An 8,326-nucleotide genomic window follows, 5' to 3' on the forward strand; every position below is an offset into this window, starting at 1 on the left:
GGGGTACTCCCCCGGCGGGCCGGACTGCTTGGTTCAGGTGCTGCGAAGGTCCGTCAGGCCCTCAGCTCATGCCGCCCGAAGGGTCAGCAGGCGCCGTTGTCGGTCCAGACGCCCCACTGGCCGCCCTGGCTCGGGTCGTCGCCCTTGGTCCACCACTTGTTGGTGTAGTAGTGGCCCTTCCACGAGACCTTGGTGCCGCCGGCCGCGTAGGTGGTGTTGGCGTCCCAGCTCGGGGCGGCCGGGCAGCCGGCCGGCGAGGTCGGGGTGCCGGTGGGGGTACCGGTCGGGGTACCCGTGGGGGTGCCGGTCGGCGTGCCCGTGGGCGTGCCGGTCGGGGTCTGGGTCGGGGTCGCCGTGCTGCTCGGGGTGCCGGTCGGCGGGGCCGGGCAACCGGCGGCGGAGCCGTTGGTGGCGTTCACCATCGTGTCGAACAGGCCGGTCTTGGTGCCCAGGTCGTACAGCGAGAAGGCGAAGGAACCGCCGAGGCCGTTGCAGTGCGCGTAGTCGAGCTTGGCCTGGATCGACCGGGTGTCCTCACCGCTCCAGAAGGTGTTGCCGTCGTAGAAGTACGTGGCCTTGGCGTCGTCGTCCCAGAAGGTCTTGGACGGGTTGTCGACGAAGCCCGCGAGCTCCTTGTACATCTGGATGCCGGGGACGTTGCCGGACATCGCCGCGCCGGTCGCCGGGCTGGCGGCGGGCTGGAACAGGCCGTTCTTGCCGTTGTTCTGGACGCCGGTCCAGCCGCGGTAGTAGAACGGCACACCCATGTTGATCTTGTTCGCGGGGAAGCCGCCGGGGATCCCGTAGTCCGCGTCGCCGACCGTCCACGCCTTGATGGCGTTGTCGATCGAGTACTTGCCGTGGCCCGGCTTGACCGGGGTCGACGGGTCGTTCGGGCCCGCGTAGAGCGCGGCCTGGTGGTTGGTCGGCCCCTGGGCGTCCCAGCCGCCGTGCATGTCGTAGGTCATGACGTCGAGGAAGGTGAGGTACTGACCGATCTTGTCGGTCTCGACGTTCATGATCTTGTCCTGGCCGGCGCCGACCGCCGCCGACAGGGCGTAGGTCTTGTTGTCGGCCTTGCCCTGGGCGTCCAGCTGGGTGCGGAACTCCTTCAGCAGCGCCGTGAAGTTCTGCTTGTCGGCCGGGCTGGAGATGTTGCCGGTGTGGCCGCCGCCGCCCGGGTACTCCCAGTCGATGTCGATGCCGTCGAAGACACCGGCGCCGGTACCCGGGCCGCCGTAGCCGGCGTCGCTCGGGAGGTTGCCCTTGATGAACATGTCGAGGCAGGACGAGACCAGGTGCTTGCGCGAGGCGTCCGTGGCGGCCGCCGGCGAGAAGTACTTGGAGTAGGTCCAACCCCCCAGCGAGAGCAGGATCTTGAGGTTGGGGTTCTTCGCCTTCAGCTTCTTCAGCTGGTTGAAGTTGCCCGCGATCGGCTGGTTCCAGACGTCGCCGACGCCGTCGACCGAGATGTCCGCGCCGAAGCTCTTCTGGTAGTCGGCGAACGCGTCGGCCGCGCCGTCACCCGCGTTGGGGTTGTTGTCGTTCGTGTCGGCGGCCTTGGTCGCCTCGAAACAGCCCAGGTCGGTCGGGTGGATGTTCCCGAAGTCGTAGATCAGGTAGTCGAGCTTCCCGGCCACGCCGGTGTCCTGGATCGTCTTCGGGTAGTACGCGTTGGCGTAGACCGACCACTGGTCGTAGTAGGCGACCTTGATGCCGCCGCTGGTGGCGGCCGCGCCGGTGGTGTTGGTGGTCGCGGCGTTGGCCGCGGCGCCGCCGGTCAGCGCGAGGCCCGCGCCGAGCAGCACGGAGGCGGCGGTGCCGGCCGCGACGGCGGCCAGGCTCTTCGGGCGGCGTCGACGGCCGCCCGTCGGAGCCGGGGTCCCGGCCCTTTCAATGCGTGAACGCAGCATGGGTGCGTGACTCCTGGTTGTGGGGGTTTGCGTCGTCCCGTGGGGATGCGCCCGAGGTGGGGTCGGGCGACCGGGACATGACAGCTCAGTGCGGGGAATCGTGCGGGGAATCGAGCGGGATCAGCGGGATCGGGCCTGGACGGACACCGGGATGTGCCGAACCGGCGCCCGCGGCACGAGGCCGTTGACGCCGGTTCAGGGGCTCCCTGCACCTGGGCAATAAAAATGGACTAGACCAACTCCCCCGTCAAGGGGTCCCGTTGGGCCTTGAGCCGCGCTTAAGGTTCGGCCCCCGCCGGACACCCGCGCTGACCTGCACGCCAGTAGCGGGAGTCAGTAGCGCAGCGCGTTCGCCACCACGGCCTTCAGGCTGCCCGAGAGGTCCCGGTTGCTGCGCGCGGTGGCCTGGGCGCTCCGGCCGGCCGCCACGTCCTGGACCGTCACCGCGGTCGCGTCCTGCACCGAGCCGGAGTCGTCGGTGAAGTCGACCTGGATCACGTACCGGTACGACTGCTGCCCGTGGTTGGTGACGGTCAGCTCCACCTGCGCCCTGCCGTCCGAGCCGGTGCTCACCGCCCCGACGGCCACGTCCCCCTTGGCGTCCAGCCCACCCTTGATCCCGGCGACCGCCGAGGAGGCCGCCGACACCGCCGCCGAGGCCCGCGCCTCCGCCGAGGCGATCACCGCCCCCGCCCCGCCCGCCACCGAGGCCAGCGCCGAGGCGGCGGACGCGGCGGCCGAGGCGCCCCGCTCGATCGCGGCGGAGGCCGAGGTGGCCACGCTGCTCGCGCTCTTTCCGGAGGAGCAGCCCGCCAGCGCCGCCCCGGCGACCATGGTGGCGGCCAACACCCCGGCCACCGCCCGGCGTTGGCGGCGCACCGGCGGCGCGTCCAGGTGCTGCGCGGTGACCCGCGGCCTCGAACCGATCCGGGTGAGCGGCTGGCGGTCCATGCGGTCCAGGCGGTCCATGCGGTCCCTCGTTTCTGCCTCGGCGCCGGGCTGCCCGGCACGCCTCCCCGCCCACCCTCCGAGGGCCGCCCGGGGGCCGCCAGCAGGACTGGTGCCTCCGGGTGACCCGGGCTAGCAGGCCGGCGCGGGCCGCCCCCGGACAGGACCTGGGGCCGCCGGCGCGTCAGGACAGCCCCGAGCCCTCCTGCGCGTCCGCCTCCATCGCGGCCCGCTCCTCGCGCAGCCGCACCACGTGCCGGCGCCGCGCCACCACGCCGTACGCCCCGGCGACGGACCCCGCGAAGGCCGCCAGGCCCATCCACGGCCGGTCGAGGACGTGGCAGGTCAGGTGGTCCAGCGAGTACCGCCCCGGACCGGCCAGGCCGAGCGCCAACCCGGCCGCGCCGAGGAAGGCCGGGTACTCGTAGCCGCCGGAGGTCGCGAAGAAGCCCCCGGGGGCGTGCACCGCCACCGCGCCGGCCATCGTCCCGGCCACCACCGCGCCGGCCGCACCGGTGGCCAGCCCGGCGACCAGCAGCACGCCGCCGCCCGCCTCACCGGCGCCCGCCGCGATGGCGCTCTGCCGGCCGGGGTGGAAGCCCATGTGCTCCATCGCCTGGGCGGTGCCCTCCAGGCCGCCGCCGCCGAACCAGCCGAACAGCTTCTGGGTGCCGTGCGCGATCAGCACCCCGCCGACCGCGCCGCGCAGGGCCAGCAGGCCCAGGTCCTTACGGTTCAGACACATGTCGCATCCTCGCTCCCGGGCAGGTGATCCGACTTCCATGGGAGCCGAGAGCGCGCACCCGTTCGAGCCGGGACGGCCATCCGGGCGAATTCGCCGGCGACCGGGAATGAACCGCCCCCCGACGAGATTCACGCCACGCCCGACCGCGGGGCGTGGCGTGGCGGAGCGGCCGCACCAGCCGCCGCGGTCATGCTTGGCGCATGTTCGTCTTCAACCTGAGCAGCGCCTTCATCACCTTCTTCGCCGTGGTCGGCCCGCCCAAGGTCCTGCTGGCCTTCGCCCGGCTGGCCTCCACCCGGAGCACCCGGGAACTGCGGCGGCTGGCGGCGTGGAGCACGGTCATCTCGGCGGTGATCGGCCTGGTGCTCGGCTTCACCGCGGACGAGGTCACCACGCTCTTCCACATCAGCGACCAGTCGCTGCAGCTCGCCGGTGGGGCGATCTTCTTCATCTACGCGGTCGCGCTGGTCTTCGGCGTCCACCTCGGCGGCGAGAGCGAGGACGGCGACCACCTGCCGAACCCGATGGTGGACGGCATCCGCGAACTGCTGCTGCCGTACATCGCCAGCCCGCTCGCGGTCACCGCCGTGCTGGTCGCCTCGCTCGCCCGCAACGACTGGGGCTGGAAGGCCACCATCGGCGGGGCCTACCTCGCGGTCGTGGTGATCAACTACGTCTGCGTGGCCCTGCTCGCGCCGCTGATGCAGCGCACCCACCGCACCTCGCTGGAGGTGCTCTCCCGGCTGCTCGGGCTGCTGCTCGCGGCGGTCGGCGTGGAGCTGTTCCTGACCGGCCTGGCCGGGCTCGGGGTGCACATGCCCGAAGGGCACTGAGCCAGGCCGCCGCCCGTCAGACCGCCGCCCGCCCGGCCGCCGCCCGTCAGACCGCGGCGGCCGCCAGCCGGGCCAGCACCTCGCCGATCCGCTCCCGCACCAGCGGATCGGCGACCAGCCCGTCCGGGCCGACCGCCCCGCGGTCCAGCGGGATGCGGACGCAGGCCCCGTCCACCACGGCCGCGCCGGTGTAGCCGAGGACGGTGCGCAGGGTGGCCTCCGCGCCCTGACCCCGGCCCGGGCCGGCCGCGTTGATCCAGCCGGCGGGCTTGTCCGCGACCTCCGTCCCGCCGACCGTCCAGTCCAGCAGGTTCTTGAAGGAGCCGGGCAGCGTCCCGGCGTACTCGGGGGTGCAGACCAGCAGCGCGTCGGCGGCCTCGACGGCGGCGCGCAGGGCGGCCACCGGCCCGGGCAGCGGGTCGGTGTCGTGGTCCGGGTTGAAGTGCGGCAGGCCGGCCAGCCCGGCGTAGTAGGTGGCCCGCAGGCCCGGGGTGGCGGCGGCCACGGCGGCGGCGGTGCGCAGCACGGTCTCGTTGGTGGAACCGGCCCGCAGGCTCCCGGGCAGCAGCAGGATGTGACGCTCGTTCGGCATGCCGAGGAACCTACCGTTCCGGCCCCGGGCCGCTCGGCGGCCGTGCCGGCGCCGTGGCGCCACGCCGCGCCGCGCCGCGCCGGGCGACGGCGCTACGCCCCGGCGGGCGCGACCACCGGCCGCCAGGGCACCGGGCTGGAGAGGATCATCGAGCTGGACGGCTGGCCGTAGCCGCCGAGCCGGTCGCACAGGGCCTCGAAATCGGCCATCGTGGGCACCGCGACCAGCAGCGCGCAGCAGGCCCCGCCGGTGACCCGGTGCAGCTGGAGCACCTCCGGCCAGGCGGCCACCTGGGGGTCGCGCAGCACGCAGCGCGGGCCGTAGCACTGGATCTGGACCAGCGCGGTGATCGGCAGTCCGGCCCGGCTGAGGTCCACATGGGCGTGGTACCCGGTGATCACGCCGTCGGACTCCAGTCGGCGGACCCGTTCGGCCACCGCGGGTGCGGACAGGCTCACCCGGCGGGAGAGTTCGTTGTAGGAGAGCCTGGCGTCGGTCTGCAACTCGGCCAGCAGGCGGCGGTCGACGGCGTCCATGGCGGCTCCCGGAGTGACTGGAATGGGTGGTTTCGCGATCGTAAAGCGAATCGGCCGAACGCCTCGCGAACGACAGCCCGGATCGCGGTTGCGGTGTCCGTCGACCATTCAACCGGGGGGTCGCACCGCCGCACAATGGGCACCCCGGTGGAACCAGGCCGTCCGTCTGGTCGCCGGTCCGGGCGACGGGCCCGGGTGGATCAGGAGGAATCGGGATGGGGCACGACACGGTGGAGACACCCAGCCTGTCGTTCGGTCGGCGCGGGGAGCCGGATCGGGGCACCCCGTACGCCCGCTACGTGTGCCTGGACGAGCTGCACAGCCTGCAGCACCCGCGCAGCAAGGTGCCGGCCGAGCTGTCGTTCATCGTCACCACGCAGGTGATGGAGCTGCTGTTCGACCTGCTGCGGCACGAGTGGACGCTCGCCCAGCGCGCGCTGCGCGAGGACGACCTGCCCGCCGCGCTGGCCGCGCTGCGGCGCGGCACCCACGCGCAGGACGTGCTGGTGGAGTCCTGGGACCTGCTGGCCACCATGACGCCGCAGGAGTTCAACGGCTTCCGCGCGGAGTTCGGCCAGGCCTCCGGCTTCCAGTCCGCGGCCTTCCTGCACCTGGAGTTCCTGCTCGGCAACAAGAACGCCGCACTGCTCGCGATGTACGACGGGATGCCGCGGACGCAGGCCGAGCTGACCGAGGCGCTGCGCTCCCCCGGCCTGTACGACGACGCGCTGGCCCTGCTGGCCCGGCGCTGCCTGCCGCTGCGCCCGGAGCCCTCCGAGCAGCGCTACCGCGCCAGCGACGAGGTCGCCGCGGCCTGGCGCCTGGTCTACACCGACCCGGAGCACGCCGACCTGCAGCCACTCGCCGAGGCGCTGCTGGACGTCGCCGAGCGGGTCACCCGCTGGCGCCAGCGCCACCTGTCCGCGGTCAAGCGGACCATGGGCGGCAAGCCCGGCTCGGGCGGCTCCAGCGGGCTGAGCTGGCTGCGCAGGTCCGCCGAGCAGGACGTCTTCCCGGAGCTGTGGACGATCCGGGACGAGCTGTGAACGAGGGGATGGGCATGGTCACGCGCGAGGAGTGCGCGGCGCTGGACGCCGTCGACCCGCTGGCGGCGTTCCGCAAGGAGTTCGCCCTGCCGGACGGGGTGGTCTACCTGGACGGGAACTCGCTCGGCGCGCTGCCGGTGCGCACCGCGGAGCGGGTGCGGCAGGTGGTCGAGGAGGAGTGGGGCCGGGAGCTGATCCGCAGCTGGAACGACGCCGGCTGGTTCGAGCAGCCCTACCGGCTGGGGCGGCGGATCGCCCCGCTGGTCGGGGCCGGCCCGGAGGAGGTAGTGGTCTGCGACACCACCTCGGTGAACCTGTTCAAGGTGCTCGTCGCCGCGCTGCGGCTGCGCCCCGGGCGGCGCACGGTGCTGGGCGACGGCGAGGCGTTCCCGACCGACCTGTACATCGCCGAGGGCGCCACCGGCCTGGTCGAGGGTGCGCGCAGCGTGCTGGTCCGGCCGGAGGAGCTGGACCGGCACCTGGACGGCGACGTCGCCGCGGTCGTCCTCTCGCACGTGGACTACCGCACCGGCGAGCTGCTGGACCTGCCCGGGATCACCACCCGGGTGCAGGCCGCGGGCGCGCTGATGATCTGGGACGTCTGCCACTCGGTGGGCGCGCTGCCGGTCGAACTCGGCGCTGCGGGCGCGGACTTCGCGGTCGGCTGCACCTACAAGTACCTGAACGGCGGCCCCGGTTCGCCGGCCTTCCTGTACGCCGCCGAGCGGCACCTGGCGGCCGGCCCGCGGCAGCCGCTGAGCGGCTGGTTCGGGCACGCCCGCCCGTTCGCCTTCGAGCCCGGGTACGACCCCAAGCCGGGCATCGGGCGCTTCCTGACCAGTTCGCCGTCACTGCTCGGGCAGGCCGCACTGGGCGCGAGCCTGGACGTCTGGGAGCGCGCCGACCCGGCCGCCGTCCGGGCGAAGAGCCTGGCCCTGACCGACCTGTTCATCGGACTGGTCGAGGGTCTGGACGGGATCGAGGTGGTGACCCCGCGCGAGCACGCCCGGCGGGGCAGCCAGGTCGCACTGCGGCACGCCGACGGCTACCCGGTGGTGCAGGCGCTGATCGCGCGCGGCGTGATCGGGGACTTCCGTGCGCCCGACCTCATGCGGTTCGGCTTCACCCCGCTGTACCTCTCGTACACCGACGTCTGGGACGCGGCCCGGGAGCTGGCCGAGGTGCTGGCCGGCGGGGAGTGGCGGGAGGAGCGGTTCTCCCGCCGGGGCGAGGTGACCTGAGGCCCGGCGCCACGGTCCGGGCCCGGCGCGGTCCGGGCCCGGCGCGGTCCGGGCCCGGCGTCGGCGGACAGTCCGCCACGGAACAGTGACGCAGGTCATGTCCAGGTAAAGTTCGACCCCCATCACCCTTGGGAAGCCTCTCGGTTGACTTACCGTCAGCCATTAAGGGAGGTTTGCGTGAACATCGAACTCGGACCGCTTGAGCCCGAACCCTTCATGCTGGCCCTGGGGTTGACCCTGCTCTTCCTGATCACGTGGACGCTGGGCCACCGCCTCCTCCCCCGCGTCGAGCGGGCCCAGGCCGAGCGGTGGGACGCGACCGAGGGCCGCACCGAACGCGCCGACGCCATCCGCGCCGAAGCCGAGGCCGGCCGGGTGGTCGGCGAACCGGTGCACGCCGTCGCCGCCGGCCGCCGCACGGTGGACCGCTTCTTCCGCTCCCGCTGAGCCGCCGTCGGCCCCTCGCCCGCGC

9 protein-coding genes are annotated in these 8,326 nt (G+C 73.3%); 4 read left to right on the forward strand and 5 right to left on the reverse strand.

Features of this window, described 5'->3' with window-relative positions:
• Positions 1 to 83: 83 nt before the first annotated feature.
• The 3 genes from ACFV6I_RS34920 to ACFV6I_RS34930 all read right to left on the reverse strand — a co-directional run bounded on the left by ACFV6I_RS34920 (position 84) and on the right by ACFV6I_RS34930 (position 3,606).
• Positions 84 to 1,913 (reverse strand): glycosyl hydrolase family 18 protein, encoded by a 1,830-nt coding sequence (locus tag ACFV6I_RS34920; RefSeq protein ID WP_079135560.1) that lies wholly within the window; start codon positions 1,911 to 1,913, stop codon positions 84 to 86.
• A gap of 333 nt (positions 1,914 to 2,246) precedes the next feature.
• Positions 2,247 to 2,882 carry a hypothetical protein gene (locus tag ACFV6I_RS34925; RefSeq protein WP_380429873.1) on the reverse strand — a complete coding sequence of 212 codons (636 nt, stop codon included), beginning with the start codon at positions 2,880 to 2,882 and terminating at the stop codon, positions 2,247 to 2,249.
• A gap of 163 nt (positions 2,883 to 3,045) precedes the next feature.
• Positions 3,046 to 3,606 carry a DoxX family protein gene (locus tag ACFV6I_RS34930; RefSeq protein ID WP_063347410.1) on the reverse strand — a complete coding sequence of 187 codons (561 nt, stop codon included), beginning with the start codon at positions 3,604 to 3,606 and terminating at the stop codon, positions 3,046 to 3,048.
• 200 nt (positions 3,607 to 3,806) lie between these two features.
• On the opposite strand from ACFV6I_RS34930, the gene ACFV6I_RS34935 reads away from it, so the two are divergent.
• Complete coding sequence (locus tag ACFV6I_RS34935) at positions 3,807 to 4,439, forward strand: MarC family protein (RefSeq protein WP_063347411.1); 633 nt, start codon at positions 3,807 to 3,809, stop codon at positions 4,437 to 4,439.
• 46 nt (positions 4,440 to 4,485) lie between these two features.
• Here ACFV6I_RS34935 and ACFV6I_RS34940 read toward each other — a convergent pair whose 3' ends face one another.
• Positions 4,486 to 5,031 (reverse strand): NADPH-dependent FMN reductase, encoded by a 546-nt coding sequence (locus ACFV6I_RS34940; protein WP_063347412.1) that lies wholly within the window; start codon positions 5,029 to 5,031, stop codon positions 4,486 to 4,488.
• Positions 5,032 to 5,123: 92 nt separating this feature from the next.
• Complete coding sequence (locus ACFV6I_RS34945) at positions 5,124 to 5,567, reverse strand: Lrp/AsnC family transcriptional regulator (RefSeq protein ID WP_063347413.1); 444 nt, start codon at positions 5,565 to 5,567, stop codon at positions 5,124 to 5,126.
• A 215-nt stretch (positions 5,568 to 5,782) separates the two neighbouring features.
• Between ACFV6I_RS34945 and ACFV6I_RS34950 the strand changes: the two genes are divergently transcribed.
• From ACFV6I_RS34950 to ACFV6I_RS34960, 3 genes are all read left to right on the forward strand, one after another.
• Complete coding sequence (locus ACFV6I_RS34950) at positions 5,783 to 6,613, forward strand: tryptophan 2,3-dioxygenase (protein ID WP_380429876.1); 831 nt, start codon at positions 5,783 to 5,785, stop codon at positions 6,611 to 6,613.
• A 14-nt stretch (positions 6,614 to 6,627) separates the two neighbouring features.
• The gene (kynU, locus tag ACFV6I_RS34955) at positions 6,628 to 7,854 is read left to right on the forward strand and encodes a kynureninase (RefSeq protein ID WP_380429879.1); all 1,227 of its coding nucleotides are present in this window, start codon (positions 6,628 to 6,630) and stop codon (positions 7,852 to 7,854) included.
• A 177-nt stretch (positions 7,855 to 8,031) separates the two neighbouring features.
• Positions 8,032 to 8,301, forward strand: coding sequence for a hypothetical protein (locus ACFV6I_RS34960; RefSeq protein WP_063347415.1), 270 nt, complete (start codon positions 8,032 to 8,034; stop codon positions 8,299 to 8,301).
• The last annotated feature ends 25 nt before the right edge of the window (positions 8,302 to 8,326 follow it).

The organism is Kitasatospora sp. NPDC059803 (assembly GCF_042732255.1).
In the GTDB taxonomy this organism is placed as follows: Bacteria; Actinomycetota; Actinomycetes; order Streptomycetales; family Streptomycetaceae; genus Kitasatospora.